We start from the raw sequence: 26324 nt of genomic DNA on the forward strand, positions 1-26324 counted from the left end.
GCTCAGCTGATCAGCATCTGCGTCGAAGACTCCTTGAGCTTGGCGTTGGCCCAGTGCATCTGGCGGACCGTCTCGGGGTGGCACCTTTGTGCCACCGCCAACAGGTCGGTGTGCTTGATGCCCTGGGCCGCCTGGGCCAGTACCCGGTCCATGGCGGTGTCCCAGTCCGTTTCCACCAGCTTGCCGTTTTCCCGGATGAGCGGTTTGGTCAACCGGTCCGGCGACGCGTTCGCCTGCCAGCCATACAGATCTTTGGGACCCAACCGCCCGTGATTGACCCGGTCTGTGGCCCGCGGCCTAAGGGGTCCGCGTCCCCCATGGTTCGGCGATCCGGTCTATGCGGCTCATGATGCCTCCGATGTGCTTCGGTGGTACGGGGACTGCCCTTTTTCAGGAACGACGCCGGTCCACGGCTGCGGAGAAGTCCGGCAAGTGGCTTTCGGTGACCGGCTGGATTCCGGTCACCGTGGCGAAGCCGGCGGCCAGCAGCGCGAAGTCGCTCTCCGGCGGGGCCTGCTCTTGGCTGTCCGCGATGGCCAACCGGAGATGTTCGTCGCCGCGCTCGGCCACCGTGGTTTGAACAATGCCGAACTCCGCCAGCGTCGCGGCCCTGAATTCGGGCAGTTCGGATCCGTTGACGTTCGGCACGTTGAGGTTCAGGACGGTGCCCGCCCGTTGGTCCATCAAGTACGGCAGCAAACCGGTGGCCATCCGGGCGGCTATGTCCCAATTCAAGTGGGACGGGTTCAGTCCGGTGTCCAGCGACACCGCCATGCCGTGTCCGCCGTTCACGCCGGCCGTCAGCGCCGCGCCGACGGTGCCCGAGTGCAGGATCACACGGCCCACATTCGCGCCTCGGTTGACGCCGGAGAGCACCAGATCCGGCCGCTCGCCGAAGGCGCCATGCGTGGCGATCATGGAGATGAAACCAGGGGTGCCATGCACGGCGAAAGCCGGCACCGACTCGAGCCCCTCCAACGTGCGCTGTTCCACCCGGATGCGGCCCTCGTCTTCCCGTGCGGTAATGGACGCGCTGCTGCCGCTGGCCTCGGTGACCGGAGCGGCGATGGTCACGTTCAGCCCCGACTCCAAAGCGCCGGCTGCCAGCGCATGCAACCCCGGGGAGTCGATGCCGTCGTCGTTGGTGATCAGGACCATCTTGGGCGTCGTCATTGTTTCCACACCTTTCGGGCCAGCTCCTCCGGACTGACCTGCTGGTCAGCGCTGGGTTCCTCGGCTTGATAGGCCGAGACCGTCACCAGCTTGGTCAGGTTGCGGATGGCGCCCTCCTCGCCCGTGCCGAGGCCGTGGCGGGTAACGTTTAGCGCGCCGGCGGCCGTGCCCAGTACCACCGCCTCGTGCATCGATCCGCCGTCGGCCAGCGTGGCGGCCACCCCGGCGGTCAGCGAATCCCCGGCGCCGTGAGTATCCACGCTCTGCATCTCCGGCACACGGATCTGGCTGAGCTCGCCCTCATGCAACATCAGCGACGGCAAGTGCGCGCGGGTCACAATGACCGTGCCGGCACCTTCCTCGTGCAGGGCGTGCATTGCCTCGATGATCGCCTCGGGTCCGTCCGAGGACGCGCGCCCGCTCTCGGTGAGTTCGTCGTCGGCAATCTTGGCCACGGTGACGCCGCCCTCGAGCGCAGCGGTGAGCCTGTCTCCGGTCAGGTCAACGATCACTCGGCAGCCCGCGGTGCCCAGATCTGCAGCGAGCCTCCGGTAGACGTCGGCCGGGACGGCGTCCTCGCGGACCGCTCCGCTGAGGATCACAGTGCCGGCATCCATGCCGGCCTTCAGGGTCTGTCCGTAGAGTTCGTCGAGGTCATGGCGGGTCAGCTTCTCTCCGGCATTTTCGGCCACCACTTCCCGGGAGCCCTCGCGCCGGTCGTGGATGTAGGCGCCGCTGCTGCCCTGCCCCTCCACCGGTACTACCTGGACGCCTTCGTCGGCGATCAAATGCCGGATGACGGTTCCGGTTTCGCCGGAGAAGACGGAGCACATGGTGACCGACGCACCGAGTCCGGTCAGCATTCGCGCCTGCCATACGCCTTGACCGCCGGCGTGAAAGTGGATGTCCGGGCCGCCGTCAACATCCTCCACCGTCACTGTCAGTCCGGGCGACGGGGCGAAAACAACTACCGACCCCATTGCGCACCCCGATCCAAGCGGTTTGTCCGGCTGATCGCCAAGCCTGCCTCCTGTGTCTCGGGCAGTCAGCACAGCAATGCGGCTGCCCGGTATCCGTCCGCAGTGGTCCTTCGTTTTCGACACTAACGCCGCTCGCCGGGCCGGACAATGGGCGGCCTCCCCCCGGTGGTCGACCAAGCGAGTCCCCGGTGGTCGACCAAGCGAGCGCCAGCGAGCGCGCGGATACCCTAAGCCCGCCACCCCGGTGGTCGACCAAGCGAGCGCCAGCGAGCGCGCGGAGACCCTACGCCGGCGTCGCTCCGGACAGGACCTGGTCGATGATGTCGTGAACGCGCTTCTCGGCAAGAATTTTGAAGTGCCCGGTGCTTTCCAGCCGGACGTTCACGCCGCCTTCCAGCCGGCAGCCGCCGGGAATGTGCGGATCGAACGCGCTGTAGATGGACACAATCCGGTGATTGACCTCCAGGTTCACCAGCAGTTGCCTCAGCACACGGTTCTTGGGCGAAAACGCCCTGACCATCGGGGTCACGGCAAATGCCGCGTAGCGGGATCCGGAGAACGGGGTCCCGATTGCCACCATCCGCGGCACTCGCCCGGCGGACTCCGCCGTCGTCATCACAAATTTGCCGATCAGACCGCCCTTGCTGTGCGCAATGATCGTGACGTTCTCCAGATCGTGCTGACGCAGGTAGTCGCCGACGATGCCGGCCATCCGCGCGACGCTGCCCACGTTGTACCCCAGCGGCTCGACCACGTGCACCGGATGCCCGCGGCCGTAGACATGCTCAATCAACGGCAGCATGAACGTCCAGGACTCGTAAATGCCCGGAATCACGACGACGGGGCTCGCCTGCTGCTCCGCGCCCTCTCGATACTGTGCCGGGTCGGCTCTGGCGAGGAATCCGCGGACGTGATGCCGGCCGAGGTAGATGTAGTCCTCCAGCCAGCCCAAGGCCCGCCGCAGCACCCGGAGCAGTCGGTGCCGCCGGAGTCGCCGGGTCATGGCCGGTCGCCGACGGCGGCATCCCCGCGCGGTCCGGCCGGGGCCAGACACAGCTCGGCCACCGGCTTCGGCGAGCGGAACATCATGACGTGTCCCTCGCCGTCGATGTTGTCCACCGTGGTTCCCGGCAGGGCATCAGCCAGCTCCCGGCACCAGTACAGCGGCACAATGGGATCCCGGCTGCCGCGGATGATCCGCACCGGCACCCGGACGCCGGCGATCCGGTCCTCCGGCCGGTGGCGGAGCAGCGCGGGCAGCAAGGTGAGGTACCAGCGCGGACCGCAGCGCAAGTAGTCGGTAATTTCGATCACGTCCACGGCCAGCGGTTCCCGGAACGCGTCCTGGAAGAGTCGCAGGCCCTGCTTCCAGGCGGTACGCTCGTGCCGGTTGGCGGACGGTGCCAGCAGCACCAGCGCGCTGGCTGCCTCCGGATGCAGCAGGGCCAGCTCCGTGACCACTTGGCAGCCCATCGAGTGGCCCACCAGAACCGCCGGACCAATCCCCAACTCCGTCATGGCGCCATGCACCAACCGGGCCAGGTCCACCAGATCCATAGCGCGGTCCGGCCTGGGCAGCCCGCCGTGGCCGGGCAGGTCGACCAGATGGACGGTGCCGTGCCGGGCGAGTTCGACTGCGAGGGGTTCAAAGTAGCGGGCGGACACTCCGATCCCGTGCACCAGCACGAACACCTCCGGGCCGATGCCGGCGGTCCGCAACCGCAGCCGGCAGCCGTCGATGGTCAGCTGCCGAGCTGTTTCTCCCGGAACCTTCACCATCGCCCGCCTTCCTGCCTCAGTCCACCAGCGCCTTGGCATGTTCCAGCCGCTGCGAGATCACGGTGGTGACTCCGTCGCCGCGCATGGTCACGCCGTACAGCGCATCGGCCACTTCCATGGTGCGCTTCTGGTGCGTGATCACAATCAGCTGGCTGGATTCGCGCAGCTCCTCGAAGATGGTGATCAGCCGGCCCAGGTTGGTGTCGTCCAGCGCGGCTTCCACCTCGTCCATCACGTAGAACGGGGACGGGCGGGCCTTGAAGATCGCCACCAGCAGCGCCACCGCGGTCAGCGAGCGTTCGCCGCCGGAGAGCAGGGACAACCGCTTGATCTTCTTGCCGGCCGGCCGGGCTTCCACCTCGATGCCCGTGTTGAGCATGTCCTCCGGGTCGGTGAGCACCAGCCGGCCCTCGCCGCCCGGGAACAAGCGGCCGAACACCCGCTCGAACTGGACGGCGGTGTCGTGGTAGGCCTCGGTGAAGACCTGTTCCACCCGCTCGTCGACTTCCTTGATGATGTCCAGCAGGTCCTTGCGGGTGGCTTTGAGGTCCTCCAGCTGGGTGCTCAGGAACTGGTGGCGCTCCTCCAGCGCGGCGAACTCCTCCAGCGCCAGCGGGTTGACCTTGCCCAACGCGGACAGGTCCCGCTCGGCCTTCTTGAGCCGCTTCTGCTGCTCCTCGCGGACGAACGGAATGCCCTCGACGACGGCGTTGCCCTCTTCGTCCACCGGGGCCCGCAGCGCGGCCCATTTGTCGTTCGACGCCGCGGTGGCCACCGGCACCGGCTGGTCCGGCCCGTATTCGGCAATCAGATGGTCCGGCGTCAGCCCCAGGTCTTCGATGGAGCGGGCCTCCAGCGCCTCGATCTTCAGCCGCTGCTGGGCGCGGGCCAGTTCGTCGCGGTGCACGGTGTCCGTCAGCTCGCGCAGCTCGGCGGCGAGCGCGTCGGTGGACGAGCGAACGGTGGACAGCTCGGCCTCCCACGCCGCGCGCACCTCTTCGGCCTCGTCGCGTTCCCGTTCGGCCAGATCCACCGAGACGTCCAGCCAGGCCAGCGTCTGCTGCGCTCCCTGGGCCACTGCGGCGGCCTTGGCTGCCTGCAGGCGGCGCTTCCGGGCGCGCTCTGCAGCCTGCGCCCGGGCGTGGCGCTCGGTGGCCGCTGCCCGTTCCAGCGAGGCCGCCCGGTTGCCGATGGCGGTCAACTGCTCCTCGCCCGAGCGGAGCGCCAGCCGTGCTTCCATTTCCACCTGGCGTGCATGGGTTGCCGCGGCGGCGAGCTCGTCCCGCTTGTCGGTTGACGGCTCGGCGTCTGCCGGCGCGTCCTCGGCCGCCTGTGCCGCGGCCAGCCGTTCGGTGATGTCGGCGAGCTTCTGCTGCTCGGTGACGATGTTGGCCTCCGCGGCAGCCACCAGCTTGGCGAGCCGTTCACTCTCCCCGGTGGCGGACCGCAGCGCGGAGCCGAGCTGGCCCAGCCGTTCGGCAACAGCTGCCAGCCGGGCATCGGACTCGTGAAGTTGTTCCAGCGCCGCGTCGGCTCGCAGTTTGGCCTCGTCCCGGCGCCCGGTGGCGCCGGCAATCGCGAACTTGGCCCGCTCTGCCCGGGCGGTCGCAGCCTCCAGCCGCTGCGCGGTCTCGTCCACGGCCGCCTGGACTTCCAACAGGCTGGGACCGCCTGCGGAGCCGCCCCGAGCGGAGCAGGCCGTGAAGATGTCGCCCTCGCGGGTGACGGCGGTCAGCGCCGGATCGGCTGCAATAACGCGGGCGGCGGCCTGCAGGTCTTCAACCACGACGACGGCGCCCAGCAGCGCGCGGACGGCACTTTCCACGCCCTGCTTGGCCTGGACCAAACTGTTCGCCGGAATACCCGCCACCGGTGATCGACCAAAGTCGCTTGCGCCTGCGTGGAGATCCGGGGTCTCCACGCGGTCGCTGGCGCTCCCTTGGTCGACCACCGGGGACCCGTCGCCCGCCGCACCGGCGATAAGCAGGTCCACCTGGCCGGCGTCGTCGGCCTTCATCAGTTCCAGGGCCCGGACTGCCGCGTCTTGGTCGGCCACCGCAACGGCTTCCGCCAGCGGCCCCAGGGCCGCCGCTATGGCAGCCTCGTAGCCGGGCTCCACGGTGATGAGGTCCGCCAGCGGGGCGAGCACGCCGTCGGTGCCGGACGCCAGCAGCGTCTCGCTGCCGTCCCGCCGGTTCAGACCGACTTCGAGCGCTTCCTTGCGCGCGGTCAGTGCGTCACGTTCCCGTTCGGCCTCGCGTTCGTCGGCCCGCAGCTGTTCCAGGTCCGCTTCGATCTCGGCCAACTCGTCGCTGGCGTCCTCGTAGGCGGCATCCAGGCCTTCTTCGCCTTCTTCCACCCCGGCCGCCTGGGATTCGAGTGCGGTGAACTCGGCCTGGGCGTGCCGGCGGCGCTCCTCGCCTTCGGTGATCGACGACCGGAGCCGGCCCAACTCCGCCTCCGCAGACTCCACCCGGGAGCGTGCCGCGCCCACTTGGCCGGCCAGTTTGGCCAGTCCTTCGCGGCGGTCGGCAGCGGCCCGCAGGATATTGGTGAGCCGCTTCTCTTCGTCCTGCGCCGCCCGCTCGGCAGCGGCACGCGCTTCGATCGCGTCGTCCAACACCTCGCGGCGGTCCTCAAGCTCGAACTCCAGCTCGGCCTGTTCCTCACGGACTTCGGCCGCCTGCTGCTCCAGGATCTCCGGGTCCCGCCCGCTGTCCGGTTCCTGATCGGCGGAGCCGAGCAGTCGCCGTCGTTCATTGGCAAGGCTGGCGAGGGCGCGGAAGCGTTCCCGGGTGGACGAGAGCTGGTACCAGCTGTCTCGTGCGGCGTTGAGCTTGGGCGTGGCCTCGGCCGCGAGCCGTTCCAGTTCGGCCAGCCGGCGGCGGCCTGCGCCCAGGGTCTGCTCCACCTCGGCCTGTCGGGCCTTCAGCGCGGCCTCGTCGGCCACCTCCTGCTCCAGCGAGGTGCTGAGTTCCACCAGCTCGTCCGCCAGCAGCCGGGCGCGCGCATCGCGGACTTCGAACTGCACCTGCTGCGCCCGGCGGGCCACCTCGGCCTGCTTGCCCAGTGGGGTCAACTGGCGGCGGATTTCGCCGGTCAGGTCGGTGAGCCGCTGCAGGTTCGCCTGCATCGACTCCAGCTTGCGGACCGTCTTTTCCTTGCGGCGCCGGTGCTTGAGGATGCCGGCGGCTTCTTCCACGAAGCCGCGGCGGTCTTCCGGCGTGGCGTGCAGGACCTTGTCCAGCTGGCCCTGGCCGACGATCACGTGCATTTCCCGGCCAAGGCCTGAGTCCGAGAGCAGCTCCTGGATGTCCAGCAGCCGGCAGTTGCTGCCGTTGATGGCGTATTCGGAGCCGCCGGTGCGGAACAGGGTGCGGGAAATGGTGACTTCGGAGTACTCGATCGGCAGGGCGCCGTCGCTGTTGTCGATGGTCAGCGAGACATGTGCGCGGCCCAGCGGCGGGCGGCCCGCGGTGCCGGCAAAAATGACGTCCTCCATCTTGCCGCCGCGCAGCGTTTTGGCGCCCTGCTCCCCCATCACCCAGGCGAGCGCGTCCACCACGTTGGATTTGCCTGACCCGTTCGGACCGACAACAGCGGTGACGCCGGGCTCGAAGTCGAAGGTCGTCGCCGACGCAAAAGACTTAAAGCCCCGCACAGTCAGAGATTTAAGATGCACGTTGTGTCTCCCGCGGCGGACATTTCCTTGCAACAATCTACCGTGTTTACCGCGTATTCTCCGGCGCCACGGCCTTGTCCCGCCGGACAATCGGGTGTAGTACCTAGCGGAGGCGACCGCCGCCGTCGCTTGCACACTTGCCGGCGTGCTCTTTTACGCAGACCGGCGCCTAAATAAGAAACGGCAGCAAACGCCTGCCGCCAGGGTGGATCCGGGCGGCCATTCGGTGCGCGATTCTCCGGTCTCCGAATAACCGAGGGGTGTGCCGAAACGTTCCGCGCAGCAGTAGCAGAGACAATTGCCACAAACCAATGCCTTTGTCCATATGTGCGGAACGTTGGCGCGGGGTGCATAGTTAAGACTTCGGGTGCCCATACCGGATTCTCCGCGTACAGGTGACCGTCCCCGACAGACGAATAAAGGCTGGATATTGAGCGGTAACGCGACGTTTCGACATGACAATGCGGCTTTGCTGGCCGTCTCTAGCGTGGAGGCGCCGGTAGCCGTCAGTTCCGCCGAGTTTGATGAGCGCCTCGCTCCCAGCTTGAAGCGCCTGAAGCTCTCCCGGAAGTTGCTGGAACGCGTTGCCGGCGTGACTGAGCGCCGCTGGTGGTCACCCGGTTCAACCTTCGACGACGCCGCCATCGAAGCCGGTGCCAAGGCCATGGCCGAAGCCGGCGTGGAGCCGGACCAAATAGGGCTCCTGATCAATACGTCAGTGACGCGCGTAAACCTGGAGCCGTCAGTCGCGGTGAAGATCCACCACGGACTGGGTCTCCCGTCGTCGGCTATGAACTTCGATCTGGCGAACGCATGCCTGGGCTTCGTCAACGGCATCACCTTGGCCGCCAACATGATTGACTCCGGCCAGATCAAATATGCGTTGATCGTCGCGGGCGAGGATGCCCAGCCCACCCAGGAGACCACATTCGAACGCCTCAACCGTCCGGATTCCACCCGCGCCGACTACCTGCGCGAATTCGCCACGCTGACTCTGGGCTCGGGGGCAGCCGCAGCCGTGATCGGCCCCGCGGACGTCCACCCCGAATCCCACCGCATCCTTGGCGGCGTCTCGCGTGCCGGCACCGAGCACCACGAACTGTGCGTTGGCGGGCCCGCGGGAATGTTCACGGACACCAAAGGGCTGCTGGACAACGGGCTGGAACTGGTGGTCAGCGCCTGGCACGAGGCCCACGGCGATGGGTGGGACTGGACCGCGATGGACCGCTACGTCACGCACCAGGTCTCCACGTCCTACACCAACGCGATCATCAAGGCGGTCGATCTGGTCCGCGAGCGTGTGCCGATCACCTTCCCGAAGTGGGGCAATGTGGGACCGGCCTCGCTCCCCATGACGCTGGCCCAGGAGTCGCAGACCCTGAGCAGCGGCGACCGCGTGCTCTGCATGGGCGTCGGCTCCGGCCTGAACACCACGATGATGGAGATTGCGTGGTAGCCAAACCCCTCTGGCCTGGAGTCGACCCGGCCTGGTCCCGCCGTGTCCGCGTTCCCTCCACTGCCGCGGTGGATCCGGCCGGCACCGCGATCACTTGGCACCTCCTGGACAACGGCCCGCAGCTGGCCGAACGCGGAATAGAGCCGGTCGGTACTCTGCTATGCGTCCACGGCAACCCGACCTGGTCCTACCTCTGGCGCACCCTGCTCGCCGCAGCCGGAGACGCCGCGGCACCATGGCGCGTGGTCGCCGTCGATCAGCTGGACATGGGATTCTCCGAGCGCACCGGGCGTTTCCGCCGGCTGGAGGACCGGATCACCGATTTGGGCGATCTGACCGCCGAACTTGGCATCACCGGTCCGGTGGTCACCGTCGGGCACGACTGGGGCGGCGTCATCTCGCTGGGTTGGGCCACCCGTCATCGCAAGCAGCTCTCCGGCGTCGTGCTGACCAACACCGCCGTCCACCCCGCCGGCTTCGGCCTTCCCGCGCCGCTGAAACTCGCACTGCATCCGGCCGTCCATCAATGGGGCACGACGACGTCGGCCGCCTTCCTGCGCGTCACCCACGCCTTGGCGCATCCCCCGTTGGAAAAGGACGTCAAGGACGCGTTCATGGCACCGTACCGGCACGCCGCGCGGCGCACCGGCGTGGGCAACTTCGTGGCGGACATCCCCGCCGACGAGGGCACGCCCAGCTGGGGCACGCTGATCGAGGTGGCCGAGGGCATCCGCACACTGGACGTTCCGGCGCTGATCATGTGGGGCCCCAAGGACCCGGTCTTCTCGGACCGCTACCTGCGCGATCTGATGGACCGGCTGCCGCAGGCGGACGTGCACCGCTTCGAAGGCGCTGGCCATCTCCTCCCCGAAGACCGCGACATCGCCACCCCCCTCTTCACCTGGCTCAGCACCCCGGTGGCCGACCAAGCCACCGCCCCCGGTGATCGCCCAAAGGCCGCCCCGGTGGTCGACCAAGCGAGCGCCAGCGAGCGCGTGGAGACCCAGGTAGACCCCGCCCCCGGTGATCGACCAAAGGCCGCCAGGCCTGCGCGGAGATCCGTGGGGACCCACGCGCAGGCCTTCCGCCCCATGCTCGCCGAACTCGACGAGCGCCGCACCGACGACTCCCCCGCCGTCGTCGACATGGCGCCGCTGGCCGCGCCCGGCGCCGGGCCGCGGACGCTGACCTGGGCCGAGTTGGCCGGACAGGTGGACCTGCTGGCCGACGGACTTGCCGGGATCGGCGTGAAGGCCGGCGACCGGATCAATCTGCTGGTCCCGCCGGGCATCGAACTGACCAGCCTGATTTACGCCTGCCTGAAGCTCGGCGCCGTTATCGTCGTGGCCGACGCCGGGCTCGGACCTGCCGGGCTCAGCCGCGCCATCAAGGGTGCCGGCCCCAAGTTCATCGTCGGCATCGAACGAGCCTTCGTCGCCGCCCGGCTGTTCAACTGGCCCGGCCAGCGGATCAGCGTCACCGATCTGGGCGAAGCCAAGCGCAAGCTCTACCGAATCGCGCACACCGTGCCCGAACTAGTAGAAGCCGCCGCAGCCAACTCGGCACCGCCGCTCGACCGGTCTCTACTCGGCGCTGGCGCGCCTCCATCGACCACCGACGTCAGCGCCCCGGTGGTCGACCAAGCGAGCGCCAGCGAGCGCGTGGAGACCCGCGTGGAGACCCACCCAGAGACCTTCGTAGAGACCTCCGGCCCCGGCCCCGACCCGGACGACGACGCCGCAATCCTCTTCACCTCCGGTTCCACCGGTCCGGCCAAGGGCGTGGTGTACACGCACCGGCAGCTAGCCGCGATGCGGGACACCCTGAAGGACACCTACGGGCTGGAGGCGGGCACGTCGCTGGTGGCCGGCTTCGCACCGTTCGCCTTGCTGGGCCCGGCCCTCGGCGCCACATCGGTCACGCCAGACATGGACGTCACTGCACCGAAGACCCTTACCGCTGCCGCCCTGGCTGACGCCGCCGCCGCAGTGCACGCCACCGCGGTGTTCGCCTCGCCGGCCGCGCTGACCAACGTTTTGGCCACAGCCGATGGCCTGACTGACGAACACCGAGTGGCGCTCTCCAGCGTGAAGCTGCTGCTCTCAGCCGGCGCCCCCATTCCAGAACCGCTGCTGGCCAAGGTTCAGTCGCTGGTGCCGTCGGCGACCCTGCACACGCCCTACGGGATGACGGAGGCGCTACCGGTCACGGACATCAGCCTGGACGGCATCCGCGCTGCCGGTTCCGGCAATGGCGTCTGCGTCGGCACCCCGGTGTCGGGAGCCACGGTGGCCATCGCCCCCGTGGCTGCGGATGGCAGCGTTTCCGACCAGCCGACCACCAACCCCGGCGTCACGGGCGAGATCCTGGTCAGCGCCCCTCACGTCAAGGACCGCTACGACGGGCTCTGGATCACCCAACAGCACAGTGCGTCCGTGCCGGGTTGGCACCGCACCGGCGACGTGGGGCATCTCGACGCCGAGGGTCGGCTCTGGGTCGAGGGGCGTCTCGCGCACATCATCACTACCGCGTCCGGTGTCGCCACGCCGGTAGCTGCCGAGCAAGCGGCGGAAACGCACGACGTCGTGCGGCTGGCTGCCGTGGTCGGCGTCGGTCCGGTGGGCGCCCAAGTACCTGTTGCCGTCCTGGAAACGCTAGCGCCGGCCGCCAGGCCGGGAACCGCTCCGCGTGCGCTCGGCGAGGAGGTGCGCGCCGCCGTCGTTCGCTCTACGGGTCTGGATCTTGCCGCAGTGCTGGTGGTGCCCGAACTGCCCACCGACATCCGGCACAACTCCAAGATTGACCGGGCCGGACTTGCCGACTGGGCAACCCGATCGCTGGCCGGCGGAAGGATCCGCAAGCCATGACCAAGAACGAACCAGTGGGCGACTCCCCGGCAGCCGACCGGTCTCCACTCGGCGCTGGCGCCCCTCCGTCGACCACCGGTAGAGCCGTCCTAGTCACCGGCGCCAGCGGGATGCTCGGTGGCGCCGTCGCACGGTTGCTGCTGGACCAGGGCCACCGGGTCAGGACCTTCCAACGCCGGCCCGCCGACGTCGGTCCCGCTGCCGAGACGGTGCTGGGCTCGTTGACCGACCCCGACGCGGTCGCCCAAGCCGTGCACGGCGTGCAGGCGGTCATCCATCTGGCCGCGAAGGTCTCCTTCACCGGCGAGTGGAGCGAGTTCGTCGCCACCAACATCGGCGGGACCAAAACCCTGCTGGCGGCGGCGAAATCCGCCGGCGTGCGGGACGTCGTGTTCGTTTCCTCACCCTCGGTGGCGCATTTCGGCGAAGCGATCGCCGGTGCGGGCGCCGGGACCGCTGATCCGGAGCGCGCCCACGGCAATTACGCCCGGTCCAAAGCCGCCGCCGAGCTTCTTGCCCTCGCCGAGGACTCCCCCGGCTTCCGAGTTGCCGCCATCCGGCCTCACGTCGTGTGGGGCCCCGGCGATACCCAACTGGTGGAGCGCGTGGTGGCGCGGGCCCAGGCCGGCCGTCTGCCCCTGCTGGACAACGGCGCGGCCTTGATTGACACCACCTACATCGACAACGCCGCGGCAGCCATTGTCCGGGCGCTCGACCGGATGGATCAGGCGCATGGCCAGGCCCTGGTGGTCACCAACGGCCAGCCGCGTCCGGTCGGCGAGCTGATCGCAGGCATCTGCGCTGCCGCCGGCGTGAAGGCGCCGGCTTGGTCGGTTCCGGGCTGGCTGGCCCGCGGTGCCGGTTCTGTCATCGAGCGGGCCTGGACGGCTGCCGGAAAGCGCGGACTGGTCAAGGACGAGCCACCGATGACCAGGTTCCTGGCCGAGCAACTGTCGACGGCCCACTGGTTCGACCAGCGCCGCACCCGCGAGGTGCTGGACTGGAGACCTGACGTCAGCATCGAGGACGGGCTGCGCCGGCTGGCGGCCCACTATTCCGGAACAACGAGCTAGGAGACACTGTGGAGAGCGTCAAACTGATCGAGTCGTGGCCGGTGGACCACGCGGCCACCGCGGTCGTCGGCGCGGACGGTGCCGTTGTGGCTGCACACGGCGATCAGCAGCGCCGTTTCCCGCTGGCCTCGGTCACCAAACTGCTCAGTGCCTATGCCGTGCTGCTGGCGGTCGAAGAGGGCGCACTGGAACTGGAACAGGGGGCGGGCCCGGAGGGCGCCACGGTACGGCATCTGCTGGCCCACTGCGCCGGTTACGATTTCGGCGACCGCACAGTCCGCTTTGCTCCGGGAGCCCGGCGGCTCTACTCCAACGCCGGTTTCGAGGTGCTCGGTGAAACGCTGGAATCCGCTGCGGGCATGAGCTTCGCGGAATACCTTCGGGAAGGCGTGCTGGCTCCGCTCGGCATGTCGGACACCAGCCTGGACGGCTCCCCCGCCGCCGGCGCCACGTCCACCGCCGCGGACCTTTCCCGCTTTGCCGCCGAACTGCAGAACCCCTCGCTGCTGGCCCCGTCCACGCTGCAGGAAGCAACCAAGGTGGCCTATCCCGGCCTATCTGGCGTGCTGCCCGGCTTCGGGCGACAGCAGGACAACGACTGGGGCCTGGGCTTCGAGATCCGCGGCCACAAGGACCCGCACTGGACCGGCGCGAACAGCTCGCCCAACACCTTCGGCCACTTCGGCCAGTCCGGTACCTTCCTCTGGGTGGATCCCGACGCCGGCGCCGCCTGCGTCGCGCTTACCGACCGCGCCTTCGGACCCTGGGTCGCGGAGGTCTGGCCGAAGTACACGGACGCCGTACTGGCGGAACTGCCCGGCTGATTTCGGGCGGGCAGCATGGCGCCGTGGTACGCCCGTCGCCCGACGGACGCACCACGGCACATGACTGCCTGAAGTCTGCATTCAAGCTAGCTGGCTGCAGCCTTCGGTGCTCCGATCCCCGGGTCGATCTGGAACGGTCCCGAGGCCGACGGCCGAACGTCGAAATCGAAGATCGCAGTCGGCAGATATACCGTGGAGCAGGAGTTCGGGATATCGACGACGCCGGAGAGCCGTCCCTCAATGGGAGCCGCTCCGAGCAGTAGGTACGCCTGCTCCGGGCTATAGCCGAACTTCGTCAGGTAGTTGATCGCATGCAGACAAGCCCGCTGATATGACAGGTGCGAGTCCAGATAACGCTGCTCCCCGTCGAGAGTGACCGAGGTGCCGGAGAAAGCCAGCCATTCGCTGTACTGCGGCTCGACATTGCCCGGCATGAAGATGGCGTTTTCGCTCACGCCGTAGGTTTCCATGCCTCCCTTGATAATGTCCACCCGCAAGTCGATGAACCCACCCATCTCGATGGCACCACAGAAGGTGATCTCGCCGTCCCCCTGGGAGAAGTGCAGGTCGCCCACGGAGAGGTTGGCACCGTCCACGAAAACGGGATAGAAGATCCGGCTACCCTTGGAAAGGTTCTTAATGTCCTGGTTTCCGCCGTTCTCCCGCGGCGGAGCAGTGCGTGCAGCTTCGCCAGCAATCCGGTCGAACTCGTCACCGGATAGGGTGCCCAGCAGAGCGTCCTGGGGTTCCGGCGGCAATGCTAGGGGCGGAACCCGGTGCGGGTCGGTGGCGATTAGATCCCCTTCTCGCTTATTCCATTTGCCGAGCAGGTCGGCGGACGGGGCCGTTCCCATCAGGCCGGGGTGGATGATGCCGGTGAACGCAACGGCAGGGACGTGGCGGGACGTGGCGGTCTGACCGCTGAAGTCCCATACCGCCTTGTAAGCATCGGGGAACTGGTCGGTCAGGAAGCTTCCACCGTTCCGCTTCGCGAAGATACCGGTGTATCCCCACCCCTGTCCCGCAAGCGGGCCTGAATCTTCCTGCTGGATGGGCCCAACGTCGAGGATGTCCACTACCAGCAGGTCGCCCGGTTTTGCGCCTTCGACGGCGAACGGGCCGCTGAGCTTGTGCACGCCCAACAGCGGTGCGTTCAGGATGTCATCCGCCGAGTCATCGTTGGCTATCGCGCCATCGAACCATTCGCGGCAATCGACCCGAAAGGAATCACCCGGTTTGACTGTTGCCACCGGCGGGATATCGGGATGCCACCGGTTATGGCCTATCTTTTCTTGTTCCTCGAACTTTTTACGCGAATCGAGCGGGAAAATAACTTCGGGCATTTTCTCTACTCCATCATTTGTATTGGTTATGGGCGCGGAAGCTTGGAGTGCAAGGGATTGTGGGTAAAACGACTTCTGCCAGATTTTGCAGTAGTTCCACTTTTTCGGGTCACCACATCAGGTTCGTACGCGCTTTTAGCCGTTGAATCGAGCAACTTATACGCGCTGGAGCTCGCTACGGAAAGACGGGGCGGGCTGAAGACTCGACGCATCAACCGGCCGCATGAGGAACATGGCGCTTCTTGCGGTGCTTGGCCTATCGGATAGTTCATTTCAACCGCCTCGCAGACAGGGCAGGCGTATGCATAGAGCGTCATGACATGGCCTCCTTCGAAACGGCTGCCCTGACGTCCCGTCGAACCCCAACCGGATTCTCCGGCCGGCCCAGGTAGAGGGCTACGCCAAACGAAGCGGCAAAGACAGTTCCTCCGACAGCGGCGGTGGCGCCGGTGGAGACGAAGGCTCCACTCAGCAACAAGAGGGCTGGAATTGCACAGGTTAGCCAACCGCAGAAAATCGCGAACCAACCGGTCATAGCGGCGATGGACTCTTTGCCCAATCCCATCAGCAGGAAGAACATGAACCACAGCACCGACCATGCCAACCAAATGGAACCAAACAGCGGATCTCCGATGTTGCCAAAGCTCAGCACCCCGATCACTACCGCCACCACTGCAACGAACAGGCTGAACCAACCCAACCCTTCTGGGGAGATCCCGGCTAGCTGGAGGATGCCTACGTACAGGTAGGTGAATCCGAAAAGGAAGAGGCCAGCAGCCGCGAAAGTGGCGGCCGGTTCACCTTCGGCCTGGGTCAGCAGCACTACTGGAACGATGACTTGGAGTGCTCCGACGAATAAGTTGAGAATGGCTGCAGATTTTCCAGGAATCCAGCCGAGCAGCATTAGTCCATTGATAAAGAGAATTGCCCCAACATACAAAAGTCCCGCGCTAGCCATAATCTCCCCATTGCAGATTCGGACGAACGAAAACGATGTTTGCTGAAAGCTAACAGTTTCCCATCAACCCGTCAATCAGCAGGCTTATAGAACTAAAAGTAGACAAGAATCGGATAAACGTTAATGCTGAAGAACGAGTGGCAGTAAGAAAATATCCATAGCCAGCCACGGGTGGCAGTTGCGCGATTGCGGTTGGCAAGCGCCGCATATACAGGACGAGTTGTTACCGAAAAGCGGGATTTACGGTTCCCCTTGGGGCCGAGACCCAGCCGCCGCGTGGATCAACCACAGGGCTCAGGTCGATCAACACACTTCCAAATGGCTACCAGCGGCCGTTGCGGGGCCTCGGCTGGCAGACGGGGCATGTGTAGGACGAGCGGTTCATGAACGTGTCACGGCGGATCTTGGTGGAACGGCCCAGATCGCTGCAGCGGTAGCAGGGCTCGCCTTCGCGGCCGTAGGCGTTCAGGTGCCGTTCGAAGTAGCCGGAGGCGCCGTTGACGTTCACGTAGAGGGAATCGAAGCTGGTGCCACCGGCCGCCAACGCCTGCGTCATGACCTCGCGGCAGGCTTCGAGAAGACGTTCCGCGTCCTTGCGGCGGAGCGTTTCCGTGGGGCGGGCGTAGTGCAGCTTCGCAGCCCACAGGGCCTCGTCCGCGTAGATGTTCCCGATGCCTGAGACCAAGGCCTGGTCCAGGATCGCGCGCTTGAGGCCGGTCTTGCGGGCACGGAGGCGCTGGTAGAAGGCATCAAAAGAGAAGGCCGGGTCCAGCGGGTCCCGGGCGATGTGTGAGGCTTCAACAGGAATGAGCGCCAGACCGGTCTCGGAGATGCCGCCGGCGTGGCCGTCGCGGGTAGGCGCCAGATCTGCCAGGAACATGCCGCCGAAAATCCGCTGGTCAACGAAACGCAGCTCGGCCGGCATGGGAGAACCGTCAGCGTCATTGGCCGGGCTCAGCGTCAGCCGCACCTTGAGGTGCTTCTCGTCCGGTTGAGCGCTGTCCTCGACCAGCAACTGTCCGCTCATGCCGAGGTGCGCCATCAGCGCGAGCTTGGGCTCGCCGTCGTCACGGCTGGTTAGGTTTCCGCCCCCCATGGTGTCCGCTTCCTGCAGGGGCATCCAGAGGAACTTGCCCCGCCGGACGACGTCGACAACGTGCGCGCCGATCAGGTTCCCCCGGAGGTCATCGGCGCCGAGGAGGTGCCGACGGATGGAGCGTTCATCAAGGACGTCGACGCCGGTGATCGTCCGGCCGCGGACCCACTGGGCCAGCCCGCGGCGGACAACCTCCACCTCAGGCAGTTCAGGCATCTGATCCGCTGTTCTCCGTCACAGGTTCGGAGAACGAACCGCGCAGGTCGCGCCAGGTCGAGGCGGCGGCTTCCTGTTCGGCTTCCTTCTTGGAGTGTCCGGTCCCCTGGCCGTGTTCGGCGGTGCCGATCAGCAGCGTGGCGACGAACGTCCTCGCGTGGTCCGGGCCCGAGCCCTCCACGCGGTAGGTCACGTTGCCCATTTTCCGGGCTGCTGCCAGTTCCTGGATGCTGGTCTTCCAGTCCGTCCCGGCGCCGAGGGCTTCGGCGTCTGCCAGGAGCGGCCCGATCAGGCGCATCACCAACTGGCGGGCGGTCTCGATGCCGTGGCACAGGTAGGTGGCACCGAACAGCGCCTCCATGGTGTCCGCAAGGATAGAGGACTTGTCTGCGCCGTTGGTCAGCTTCTCGCCCTGTCCGAGCAGCACATGCTGTCCCAGATCCAGCGAGCGGGCGATCCCGGCAAGCGCGCGGGTGGACACCACTGCGGAGCGCCGCTTGGCCAACTCGCCCTCTGGCAGGTCCGGGTTGTCCCGGTACAGCGCATCGGTCACGGAGAAACCAAGAATCGAGTCGCCCAGAAACTCCAAGCGCTCGTTCGTGGGGAGGCCGCCGTGTTCGTAGGCGTAAGAACGGTGGGTTAAAGCCAGACGGAGCGTCTCGGCGTCGATATCGACACCGAGACGCTCCAAAAGCTCTTCAGTTGAAGGCATGCCGGACGTTGTTACGCGTCGGCTACCTTGCGGCCCTTGTACTCAAGGAACAGCGCGGTGCCTGCCGAGTCGGTGACAACCTTGGCCTGGTGCGGCAGGCTGTAGGTGACACGGCCGTTCTCAACGGTCTTGACCAGGTTGGGCGCAGTGGCCTTCCACTGGGACCGGCGTGCGCGCGTATTCGAGCGGGACATCTTCCGCTTGGGAACAGCCACGGCTAACTCTCTTCTCTCTCGTCTGACTCTTTACTTTTCGGCGCCTCGTCGGCGGCCGTGCCGGCCAGCCCGGCAAGGGCTGCCCAGCGAGGATCCACTACCTCATGATGGTGACCCGGATCCTCTTCAAGGCGAATCCCACATTCTGGGCACAAGCCTTGGCAGTCTTCCCGGCACACCGGCTGGAACGGCAGGGCGGTCACCACTGCGTCCCGCAGCGCCGGTTCGAGATCGATGAAATCGCGCTCAACCCGCCGCTGTTCGTCCTGCTCTTCTTCCTCGAGGAGTTCAGTGTCCTCGTAGTAGAAGAGTTCTTGCACATTAACGTCAAGGTCGTACGCGATGGGATCCAGGCATCGCCCGCACTCGCCCGTGACAGCCACGGATACAGTGCCGGAAACCAGGATTCCCTCGTGCACGGCCTCAAGCTTCAGATCCAACTCCATATCGGAGCCTTCCTGAACGCCAATGAGCACTGCCCCGAAGTCCTTCGGCGCAGCAATATGTTCTTCAAGAGTCCGCATGCTGCCCGGGCTGCGCCCGAGATCTTTGACCGCAAGGGTCAAAGGCGAACTTTGATCATGGTTCAAGACCAATGTACTGAAAACTCCTCAAGAACATACGACCGACGTATCATCTTAGCCCGAAACTCCCGCGGGCCCAAACCGGCCGTCCGGTGCGGGCGTCAGTCTTGCCCAGCCGCTGACAAGGGCGACTCTGCCTGGATCTGGACGGCAAGGTCGAGGATCCAAGAACACAGTTCGGGTCCTAGATCTTCGCGCTCGGTAGCCAACGAGATGACTGCCTTGATGTAGCTGAGCTTGTCCCCGGTGTCGTAGCGGCGCCCCTTGAAGACCACGGCATACACACCGCCGCCGTCCTCGTCGGACTTGGCCAGGGTCTGCAGCGCGTCGGTCAGCTGGATTTCGCCGCCGCGCCCGGGACCGGTCTGCTCCAGGACATCAAAGACGGCGGGGTGAAGGACGTAGCGGCCAATCACGGCCAGGTTCGACGGCGCGTCGGCGGTGGCCGGCTTCTCCACCAAACCATGGACCTTCACGTGCCCGGCGCCCTCAACGGGGCTGACGTCCGCGCAGCCATAGGCACTGATCTGTTCCGGATCGACTTCCATTAGGGCGATGACGGAGCCGCCAGTCGCCTGCTGCACGGCAATCATCTCCGAGAGCAGTTCGTCGCGCTCGTCAATGAGGTCGTCACCCAGCAGGACGGCGAACGGTTCGTCTCCGACGTGCTGTTTGGCACGGAGAACGGCGTGGCCCAGGCCCATGGGATCGCCTTGGCGAACGTAGTGGATATCCGCCAGCTCGGAGGATTCGCGGACGGCGGCCAACTTCGCGAGGTCGCCCTTGGCCTCCAGCGTCTCCTCGACAAACGGCACACGGTCGAAGTGGTCCTCCAAGGACCGCTTGTTGCGCCCGGTGATCATCAGGACGTCGGTCAGGCCGGCCCGCGCAGCTTCTTCGACCACGTACTGGATGGCCGGCTTGTCGACGACCGGCAGCATTTCCTTGGGCATGGCTTTCGTCGTCGGCAGGAACCTTGTTCCCAAGCCTGCAGCCGGGACGACGGCTTTACGAACTAATGGAGCATGAGACATGGGTACGAGATTAGCCGACACAGCCACTCAGCCGTAACCGCCCGACATCACCTGGACGTAGATTCCGGAGCCGCTCCCCCGTTCCGGAAGCGGCTGAGAACCGCCTTGGGGACGAACTCGGAAATGTCCCCGCCCAGCGACGCGACTTCCTTGATCAGGGTGGAGGACACGTGCGAATAGCTGTTCTCCCCGGCAAGGAACACGGTCTCGATGCCGGCCAGGTGCCGATTCATATGGGCCATCGGCAATTCGTAGTGGTAGTCCTGCGACGAGCGCAGCCCCTTGACGATGACCCCGGCCCCACGGCTACGGCAGTATTCGGCAAGCAGTCCTTCACCCATCGGCTCAACGCTCACGCCGCGGAGGTAGGAGAGCGTCTCGCTGGCCATGGAGAGCCTTTCATCCAGGCTGAAGCGGTACTTCTTGGCGTAGTTGGTCGACACGGCAACGATGACTTCGTCATACATGCTCGCGGCACGGGCAATGATCTCCACGTGGCCTTTATGAAGCGGGTCGTAGGATCCTGGGCAGACGGCACGGCGCATAGAGTCGAATCTAGCCGATCCGACAGGCCGCGCACCACGCGCCGCGGTAACACTTCAGTGGTAATACTGGGAGTCATGAGCACAGCAATGAGGCAACTCGTCCACGGCCGCCGAGACGACGTTGCTGCCCCCTGGCAGCGGACCGCGGCAGGATCGAACCTCCTGGGCGACGACGGCGGGCTCGGCGTCACCATTTTCGAAGAGATGACCACGCTCGCGGCCCGGACGGGTGCGATCAACCTGGGACAAGGTTTCCCGGACGAGGACGGTCCGGCCGAAATTGCTGCTGCCGCGATGGACGCCATTCGCAACGGCGCCAACCAGTACGCGCCGGGCAAAGGGACGCTGACGCTGCGCACCGCCGTCGCGCATCATCAGGAACGGTTCTACGGCCTGACCCCCGACCCGGAAACCGACATCATCGTCACCACGGGAGCAACCGAAGCTCTGGCAGCCACCCTGCTGGCACTGACCGGACCGGGCGACGAGGTGCTGACCTTCGAGCCCTTTTATGACTCCTACGGCGCGATCATCGGATTGAGCGGCGCCCGGCATACCACGTCGCCACTGCTGGCTCCGGACTTCCAGCCCGACCTCGACGCACTCGAAGCGGCCTTCTCCGCGCGCACCCGCATGGTGGTGGTCAACAACCCGCACAACCCCATGGGCAGCGTCTTTTCCCGTGATGCGTTGACCCGCATTGTGGAATTGGCACACCGCTACGACGCCCTGATCGTCACCGACGAGGTCTACGAACATCTCACCTTCGATGTCCCGCACATCCCGATGGCGACCTTGCCGGGCGCGGCCGAGCGGACACTCACCATTTCGTCGGCCGGCAAGACGTTCTCCTTCACCGGCTGGAAGGTCGGCTGGCTCTCCGGACCGGCGGACCTTGTCGCAGCGGTGCGGACGGTCAAGCAGTTCCTCACCTACAGTTCGGGCGCCCCGTTCCAGGACGCCGTGGCCCTGGGGCTCGGACTGCCCGACTCCTTCTACACCGGCATTGCCTCGGCCTTGAAGGCCAAACGAGATCTGCTGAGCAGCGGCCTGCGCCAAGCGGGCTTTGATGTCTTCACGCCGCAGGGCACCTACTTTGTCAACGTGGACACGGCTCCGCTGGGCTTCGCCGACTCGCTGGACCTGGCCCGGCGGATGCCTGAACAGATCGGTGTTGCGGCCATCCCGGTGCCGGTCTTCTGCCATCCCGACGGCGCCCGGCGCACCCGCTCGCTGCTGCGGTTCGCTTTCTGCAAGAAGACCGAGGTCCTGAAGGACGCCGCGCAGCGCCTCGCCTCCCTGCAGAAAGGTCTTTGAGCCGTGGCGGACCGTTACCTCGGCGGCAGCGGCCTGCACGCCAGCATCGAGAAGGACCAGCGCGTGCCGGGTTCTTATGTCCTGAGCATCGGCGGTGCGGAGCAATCGCACGTCAACCTGCGGCACCCCGACGACGTGTTTTACGAATACCTGCGCCGGATTGCGAACGTCGTTGACCTGGCCGGGCCGCAGGGGTCCCCGCTGCGGTTCCTCCACCTGGGTGCCGGAGCCCTCACGCTGGCCCGGTACGTGCAGGCCACCCGCCCCGGTTCGGACCAAGTGGCAGTGGAGTTGGAGCGGGAGTTATTGGACTTCGTCCTCGAGCACCTGCCCATGCCAGAGGGAACCGACCTCACAGTCCACTTTGGCGATGCGCGGCATGAAGTGGCGTTCGGCGATATTGAGGGAGCCTTCGACGTCATTGTGCTGGATGTTTTTGCCGGCGACGACGCCCCGGAACACCTCACCACCTCCGGCTTTTACGAGGAGTTGCTGGATGTGCTGGAGCCGGACGGTGTGCTGCTGGTCAACGTGGGCGACGATCCGCCGCTGGCGTTCGCCAAACGGCAGGCCAGGGAATTGGCCTCCGCCGCGGGGTCCGTTGCCGCCCTCGCCGAGACCGGCATGTTCACCGGCACCAGGGCCGGCAACATCGTGCTCGCCGCCCGCCGTGGCGACTGGCCATCCGAGTGGTCCGATGCGCTGCTGGCCGCCGGCCCGCACCCTGCGAGCGTGCTCACCGGCCCCGAGCTTGAGTCATTCGCCGGGGGCTGATGGCTCCAGCAGAGGCTCGGCGAACCACAGTTGGGTCTCGCCGTACTTCTTGACCGCAAACCGCTCAAGCCCGTCCGGCCAAGCGGGTTCGGGAGAACGCGACGAGCGCTCGACGACGACGACGGCGCCGTCGGCAAGGAAGCCGGACAGAGCCCTGAGGACCTCGGTCAGCGCGTCCTCGCCCAAGGGATAGGGCGGATCCATCAGCACCAGGTCCCAATGGCGTCCCGCCGGCAGACCGTCCAGGAAACGTTCCGCCTTCATGCGGTGCACGGTGGCTGTCTTCCGGCCCAGCTTCTGATTGACCAGGTCGGCGTTGCGCCGGCACACTGCGGCTGCCTTGTCTGCGGATTCGACCAGATCGACTGCCGCGGCGCCCCGGCTGGCGGTTTCCACGCCCAGCGCCCCCGATCCGGCGAAGAGGTCCAGCACCCGTGCACCGGCCAGCACGTCGTAGGACTCCAGACGCGAAAACAACGCTTCCTTGACCCGGTCCGTCGTCGGCCGTGTGTTATCGCCCGGGACGCTCGCCAGGGTCAGTCCCCCGGCCACGCCGGCCACAATCCTGCTCACCGGCTAGCCCCGCTCAAGGAACGCCTCGCGCTCGGGGTTCAGGTACAGCTCGATGGCCTCTGCCAGCTCCGGGTACTGCGACAACGTCGCGTCATGCTGCAGGATCGCGGTGGCGTCTTCGCGGGCACGGGCGATGACCGCCTCGTCCTTAATCACCCGCAGAAGCTTCAAAGTCGATTTACCGCCCGATTGGGAGGCACCCAGGATGTCTCCTTCGCGGCGCAGCTGCAGGTCGGCCTGGGACAGCTCGAACCCGTCGGTGGTGGCGGCGACGGCCTGCAGACGCTCCCGGCTGGGGTGGCCCGGTTCCAGCTGCGTCACCAGCAGGCACGTACCGGGGAAACCGCCGCGGCCCACCCGGCCGCGGAGCTGGTGGAGCTGCGAAATGCCGAAACGGTCGGCATCCAGGATCACCATCAAGGTGGCATTGTGCACGTCGACGCCGACTTCGATCACCGTGGTGGATACCAGGATGTCCAGCGTGCCGTCGTTAAACGCCGCCATGGCGGCAGCCTTCTGGTCGGGGTCCATCCGACCGTGCAGCATGCCGATCCGCACACCTGACAGGACCGGGAGGCCGCTGATGTGCTCGATGATTCCGGCGACCGAAGCCATCGGCCGTTGCTGTTCCTGCTCCAGATCGTCCGGCGGATCGGCTTCCTCAAGTTCGTCGTCGCCGATCTTGGGGCAGACCACGTAGACCTGCCGGCCTGCATCCACCTCTTCGCGAGCGCGCTGCCAGATCCGGTCCTCCCACGCAGGGTGTTCCTGCAGCGCCACCATGTGGGTGCTGATCGGCGCCCGCCCGGCGGGCAGCTCGGTCAACACCGACGTCTCCAGGTCCCCGAAGACGGTCATGGCGACGGTCCGGGGAATGGGCGTAGCGGTCATGACCAGCAGGTGCGGCGGAGTGTCGGCACGGCTGCGCAATTTATCGCGCTGCTCCACGCCAAACCGGTGCTGCTCATCCACCACTACCAGCCCCAGGTCCAGGAACTGCACGGTGTCGGACAGCAGCGCATGGGTACCGACGACGATGCCCGCTTCTCCGCTGGCTACATCGAGCAGCGCTCTGCGCTTGGCCGTTCCGGTCATGGAACCGGTCAGCAGCACTACCTTGGTGCCGTCGGCGTCGCCGCCGAGCATGCCGCCCTGGGCCAGCGGGCCAAGCGTCCGGCTGATCGACTCGAAGTGCTGGCTGGCCAAGACCTCGGTCGGCGCGAGCAGCGCGGCCTGGCCGCCGGAATCGACCACCTGAAGCATCGCCCGGAGGGCCACCAGGGTCTTGCCGGAACCCACTTCGCCCTGCAGCAAGCGGTTCATCGGCGCATGGCCAGCCAACTCCGCGGCGATCGTCTGGCCGACGTCGCTCTGCCCGTTGGTCAGGTCGAAGGGCAACCGGGCATCGAATTTGTCCGCGATCCCGCCGGGTCGGCCCGGGCGCGCGGTGGCCTGTTCAGCCGCCGCGATGGCCCGCTTCCGTCCCAGCGCCGCCTGCAACACCAACGCCTCCTGGTACCGGAAACGATCCCGGGCCGCGTTGGCGGCCTCCAGCGATGCCGGCCGGTGGATCTGCTCATAGGCCTCAGCCAGCGAGAGCAGGCCGTCGCGGATCGCGATGTCCGGCGGAATCGGGTCTCCCACGCGACTCAGGTCCACGATGTCCAGCAAGGCGTCCACTGCGGCCTTGATCCGCCAGCTGCCGAGTTTCGCCGTGGCCGGGTACATGGGTACCGGGCGCATGGCCTCCTCGGCGTCGAAGTCGAAGGCGTCCTCAAGCAGTTGGTAGTCCGGGTTGGTCAGCGTGAGGCTGCCCCGGTAGGAGGTCACCTTGCCGGAAAACATGGCCAGGGTGCCCGGCTTCAGCTCGCGTTCGGCCTGGTAGCCGTTGAAAAAGGTGAGGCTGATGTCCGAGGAGTTGTCCGTCACCACGACTTCGGTCAGTGAGCCGCGGCGGGCACGCATCCGGCGCGACGTGCATTTCAGGACCCGGGCCACCAGGCTGGCGTCCTCGTCGCGAGGCAGCTCGGCGATCATGGTCAGCTCTCCACGCTTCAGGTACCGCCGCGGGAAGTAATTGAGCAGTTCCCCGGTGACGGTGATGCCCAGGTGCTTTTCCAGTGCCGTCGCCGAACGCTTGCCGAGCCGCCGCTCCAGCGGAACAGCCAGCTCATCGGGAAGGTCAGCCGCCATGGCTGTGCTCCGGCGGACCCGCCAGCTCGGTCATGGTGACATTCATCGGCTCGCCCAGTTCGCGGATGAGTTCCAGCGCCGCATCGCCATCCGGCACGTGGGCGTGGACGCGCCAACGGTACCCGTCTTCCACTTCGGTCACCGCACTCATGATCACCGAGTCGCCCAGCTCGTCGAGCTTGAGGCGCAGCGTCGCGGCATCCAAGGGGCTGAGGTTGATCGTGCACATCACTTCGACGCCTTCGTCGATGTGGTCCAGATGCAAATGCGGATCCTGCACGTTGAATCCGTGCAGTCCGTCCAGCAATTCAGGCTGCAGCTCCTCACCCAGGGCACTGGCACGCAAGGTGTCCATGATCAGCAGGAAGCCCACCGCCCCGGCGTCGACAATATGGGCCGATTCAAGGGCTCCGAGCTGGGCTTCGGTCCTGACGACGGCGGCGACGGCCTCCTCTACAACTGCTTCCAGTGTTGCCGCCAGGCCGTGATTGCTGTCGTCGGCGTTCTGGCCGCCGTGCACAGCCGTGGCCGTCCGCGACACCGCAGCGATGACGGAGAGCATGGTTCCTTCGACCGGCTCGCTCAACGCAGACCAGCAGCGGATCTCGGCACGCTGCAGGGCGGCGGCCAGCAGCGGTCCGGTCAACCGGGTAGTCCCACGCAGCGGTTCGGCCAGTGCCGCCAGGAAAACGGACAACAAGGTGCCCGAGTTTCCGCGTGCTTCCTCCATGGCGGCCTGGCCGGCACCGGCCAGGAGTTCGCCGACGTCGGACGTGGGGTTTTCGGAGGCAGATTTAGCCGCGGCCCGAATGGTCAGATAGAGGTTGGTCCCGGTGTCGCCGTCGGCCACGGGGAAGATGTTGATCGCGTTCAGGCGGTCGCTGTGGTTCCCGAGGACCACTTCGGCTTTGGACAGCCAGCGGCGCAGCG

23 protein-coding genes are annotated in these 26324 nt (G+C 66.5%); 6 read left to right on the plus strand and 17 right to left on the minus strand.

The genetic code is table 11. From position 1 onward, the window contains the following. Positions 1 to 2: 2 nt before the first annotated feature. The 6 genes from E4J89_RS19745 to smc all read right to left on the minus strand — a co-directional run bounded on the left by E4J89_RS19745 (position 3) and on the right by smc (position 7614). Positions 3 to 263, minus strand: a complete 261-nt coding sequence (locus E4J89_RS19745; protein WP_136786594.1) for a molybdopterin-dependent oxidoreductase — start codon at positions 261 to 263, stop codon at positions 3 to 5. A 127-nt stretch (positions 264 to 390) separates the two neighbouring features. Further along, positions 391 to 1173, minus strand: a complete 783-nt coding sequence (locus E4J89_RS13085; RefSeq protein WP_136786595.1) for a 5'/3'-nucleotidase SurE — start codon at positions 1171 to 1173, stop codon at positions 391 to 393. After that, positions 1170 to 2153 carry a PfkB family carbohydrate kinase gene (locus E4J89_RS13090; protein ID WP_136786596.1) on the minus strand — a complete coding sequence of 328 codons (984 nt, stop codon included), beginning with the start codon at positions 2151 to 2153 and terminating at the stop codon, positions 1170 to 1172. Before E4J89_RS13090 ends, E4J89_RS13085 begins: the two co-directional genes overlap by 4 nt. Before the next feature lie 283 nt (positions 2154 to 2436). Continuing rightward, a complete protein-coding gene (locus tag E4J89_RS13095; RefSeq protein ID WP_136786597.1) occupies positions 2437 to 3156 on the minus strand; it encodes an alpha/beta hydrolase in 720 nt (239 codons plus the stop codon). Next, on the minus strand, positions 3153 to 3932 hold the full coding sequence (locus E4J89_RS13100; protein ID WP_136786598.1) for an alpha/beta hydrolase: 780 nt from the start codon (positions 3930 to 3932) through the stop codon (positions 3153 to 3155). Before E4J89_RS13100 ends, E4J89_RS13095 begins: the two co-directional genes overlap by 4 nt. Positions 3933 to 3948: 16 nt before the next feature. Beyond that, positions 3949 to 7614, minus strand: a complete 3666-nt coding sequence (gene smc / locus E4J89_RS13105; RefSeq protein WP_205754497.1) for a chromosome segregation protein SMC — start codon at positions 7612 to 7614, stop codon at positions 3949 to 3951. 430 nt (positions 7615 to 8044) lie between these two features. Here smc and E4J89_RS13110 point away from each other — a divergent pair, with 430 nt between their 5' ends. The 4 genes from E4J89_RS13110 to E4J89_RS13125 are packed head-to-tail and all read left to right on the plus strand — an operon-like array spanning position 8045 to position 13834. Then, positions 8045 to 9070: a 3-oxoacyl-ACP synthase III gene (locus tag E4J89_RS13110; RefSeq protein ID WP_136786599.1), complete on the plus strand. Its 1026-nt coding sequence runs from the start codon at positions 8045 to 8047 to the stop codon at positions 9068 to 9070. Next, positions 9064 to 11937: an alpha/beta fold hydrolase gene (locus E4J89_RS13115; RefSeq protein ID WP_136786600.1), complete on the plus strand. Its 2874-nt coding sequence runs from the start codon at positions 9064 to 9066 to the stop codon at positions 11935 to 11937. Before E4J89_RS13110 ends, E4J89_RS13115 begins: the two co-directional genes overlap by 7 nt. After that, positions 11934 to 13010, plus strand: a complete 1077-nt coding sequence (locus E4J89_RS13120) for an NAD-dependent epimerase/dehydratase family protein (protein ID WP_136786601.1) — start codon at positions 11934 to 11936, stop codon at positions 13008 to 13010. Before E4J89_RS13115 ends, E4J89_RS13120 begins: the two co-directional genes overlap by 4 nt. An 8-nt stretch (positions 13011 to 13018) precedes the next feature. After that, complete coding sequence (locus tag E4J89_RS13125) at positions 13019 to 13834, plus strand: serine hydrolase domain-containing protein (protein WP_136786602.1); 816 nt, start codon at positions 13019 to 13021, stop codon at positions 13832 to 13834. 86 nt (positions 13835 to 13920) lie between these two features. Here the strand turns inward: E4J89_RS13125 and fmdA are convergent, their stop codons facing one another. The 8 genes from fmdA to coaD all read right to left on the minus strand — a co-directional run bounded on the left by fmdA (position 13921) and on the right by coaD (position 20537). Next, complete coding sequence (gene fmdA / locus E4J89_RS13130; protein WP_136786603.1) at positions 13921 to 15177, minus strand: formamidase; 1257 nt, start codon at positions 15175 to 15177, stop codon at positions 13921 to 13923. Between the two features lie 313 nt (positions 15178 to 15490). Further along, positions 15491 to 16135, minus strand: coding sequence for an AmiS/UreI family transporter (locus E4J89_RS13140; RefSeq protein WP_136786605.1), 645 nt, complete (start codon positions 16133 to 16135; stop codon positions 15491 to 15493). Positions 16136 to 16457: 322 nt separating this feature from the next. Next, positions 16458 to 17447 carry a bifunctional DNA-formamidopyrimidine glycosylase/DNA-(apurinic or apyrimidinic site) lyase gene (gene mutM, locus E4J89_RS13145; protein WP_136786606.1) on the minus strand — a complete coding sequence of 330 codons (990 nt, stop codon included), beginning with the start codon at positions 17445 to 17447 and terminating at the stop codon, positions 16458 to 16460. Then, positions 17440 to 18159: a ribonuclease III gene (gene rnc / locus E4J89_RS13150; RefSeq protein ID WP_136786607.1), complete on the minus strand. Its 720-nt coding sequence runs from the start codon at positions 18157 to 18159 to the stop codon at positions 17440 to 17442. The genes mutM and rnc overlap by 8 nt, the downstream gene beginning before the upstream one ends. 11 nt (positions 18160 to 18170) lie before the next feature. Beyond that, positions 18171 to 18374, minus strand: a complete 204-nt coding sequence (gene rpmF, locus E4J89_RS13155) for a 50S ribosomal protein L32 (RefSeq protein ID WP_127511582.1) — start codon at positions 18372 to 18374, stop codon at positions 18171 to 18173. Between the two features lie 2 nt (positions 18375 to 18376). After that, on the minus strand, positions 18377 to 18940 hold the full coding sequence (locus E4J89_RS13160) for a DUF177 domain-containing protein (protein WP_136786710.1): 564 nt from the start codon (positions 18938 to 18940) through the stop codon (positions 18377 to 18379). 119 nt (positions 18941 to 19059) lie between these two features. Further along, positions 19060 to 19992 (minus strand): UTP--glucose-1-phosphate uridylyltransferase GalU, encoded by a 933-nt coding sequence (gene galU / locus E4J89_RS13165; RefSeq protein ID WP_136786608.1) that lies wholly within the window; start codon positions 19990 to 19992, stop codon positions 19060 to 19062. Between the two features lie 47 nt (positions 19993 to 20039). Continuing rightward, positions 20040 to 20537 carry a pantetheine-phosphate adenylyltransferase gene (gene coaD / locus E4J89_RS13170; protein ID WP_136786609.1) on the minus strand — a complete coding sequence of 166 codons (498 nt, stop codon included), beginning with the start codon at positions 20535 to 20537 and terminating at the stop codon, positions 20040 to 20042. A 75-nt stretch (positions 20538 to 20612) separates the two neighbouring features. On the opposite strand from coaD, the gene E4J89_RS13175 reads away from it, so the two are divergent. Both E4J89_RS13175 and E4J89_RS13180 read left to right on the plus strand, forming a co-directional pair. Beyond that, positions 20613 to 21854 (plus strand): aminotransferase class I/II-fold pyridoxal phosphate-dependent enzyme, encoded by a 1242-nt coding sequence (locus E4J89_RS13175; protein WP_136786610.1) that lies wholly within the window; start codon positions 20613 to 20615, stop codon positions 21852 to 21854. A 3-nt stretch (positions 21855 to 21857) separates the two neighbouring features. After that, entirely contained in the window at positions 21858 to 22628 is a 771-nt protein-coding gene (locus E4J89_RS13180; protein WP_136786611.1) for a fused MFS/spermidine synthase, read from the plus strand. Here E4J89_RS13180 and rsmD read toward each other — a convergent pair. From rsmD to E4J89_RS13195, 3 genes are read right to left on the minus strand one after another with little or no spacing between them, the layout of a single operon-like run. After that, positions 22611 to 23201: a 16S rRNA (guanine(966)-N(2))-methyltransferase RsmD gene (rsmD, locus tag E4J89_RS13185; RefSeq protein WP_136786612.1), complete on the minus strand. Its 591-nt coding sequence runs from the start codon at positions 23199 to 23201 to the stop codon at positions 22611 to 22613. The genes E4J89_RS13180 and rsmD overlap by 18 nt on opposite strands. 3 nt (positions 23202 to 23204) lie before the next feature. Further along, the gene (locus E4J89_RS13190) at positions 23205 to 25394 is read right to left on the minus strand and encodes an ATP-dependent DNA helicase RecG (protein ID WP_136786613.1); all 2190 of its coding nucleotides are present in this window, start codon (positions 25392 to 25394) and stop codon (positions 23205 to 23207) included. Then, a complete protein-coding gene (locus E4J89_RS13195) occupies positions 25384 to 26322 on the minus strand; it encodes a DAK2 domain-containing protein (protein WP_136786711.1) in 939 nt (312 codons plus the stop codon). Before E4J89_RS13195 ends, E4J89_RS13190 begins: the two co-directional genes overlap by 11 nt. Positions 26323 to 26324: the final 2 nt, after the last annotated feature.

The sequence above is a fragment of the Arthrobacter sp. CAU 1506 genome (assembly GCF_005047635.1).
Lineage (GTDB): Bacteria > Actinomycetota > Actinomycetes > Actinomycetales > Micrococcaceae > Crystallibacter.